The sequence below is a fragment of the Xenorhabdus sp. IM139775 genome, from assembly GCF_028598745.1.
In the GTDB taxonomy this organism is placed as follows: domain Bacteria; phylum Pseudomonadota; class Gammaproteobacteria; order Enterobacterales; family Enterobacteriaceae; genus Xenorhabdus.
Map to the genome: position 1 here is coordinate 1 of NZ_JAQRFK010000223.1, position 778 is coordinate 778.

At 45.2% G+C, this 778-nt stretch carries 1 protein-coding gene; it reads left to right on the top strand.

Annotation, left to right across the window (positions count from 1 at the left end; genetic code table 11):
- Positions 1-68: 68 nt before the first annotated feature.
- Positions 69-778: IS630 family transposase (locus PSI17_RS17130; protein WP_273553100.1), on the top strand; the 710-nt coding region annotated here is incomplete at its 3' end.

Below are 778 nucleotides of genomic sequence, written 5' to 3' on the forward strand. Positions count from 1 at the left end.
AAACTCAGTCCTATTTTTGCGAATGTCTTGATTGCACAAAAAGAAACCGCAAAAGGAAGGACTGAGTTATGCTTATCTTACCACCAACCTCCCGAAATGAACGGCGCCAGATGAAAAAAGTCGTTCAAAAAACCACAGATAAAAATTATGCCCGCCGGATCATGGGCATACTCTGGTTATGCCAAGGAGAGCCGGTCTCCCAAGTGGCCGATAAACTATGTTGCGCTGAGTCTTCCGTCTGGCGCTGGATTAGACGGTTTAGGGAGCGGGGATGGATGGGGTTACTCAGTTTACCGGCAGGGCGCCATACCCGATGGCATTTAGCCCCACTTTGGCCTTTTCTGTCTTATCTATTGGAACATTCTCCCCAACAGTTTGGTTATCTCGGCTCCCGATGGAGTCTGGCCTTTTTTGTATTTTTAATCAAAAGGTTACTTAATATTACTCTTTCAATGAGCACACTTTACCGTTATTTCCGTCAACAAAGGATTGTCTGGAGAAGAGCGGCTCCGATAGTCAAGTTACCCGATCCGGAATATGAAGAAAAAATGGCCCGCATTACCGAAGCGCTTTCCCGGGCCTCAGAGAAACATCCTGTTGTTTATGAAGATGAAGTGGATATTCATTTGAACCCGAAAATCGGGGCGGGCTGGTATTTTAAAGGCCAGCAAAAACGCATTAATACGCCGGGTAAAAATCAAAAATACTACGTTGCGGGTTGTCTTGATGTCCGGACCAATAAAATTGTTTTTACGGGCTACATGAAGAAAAGCTCTCA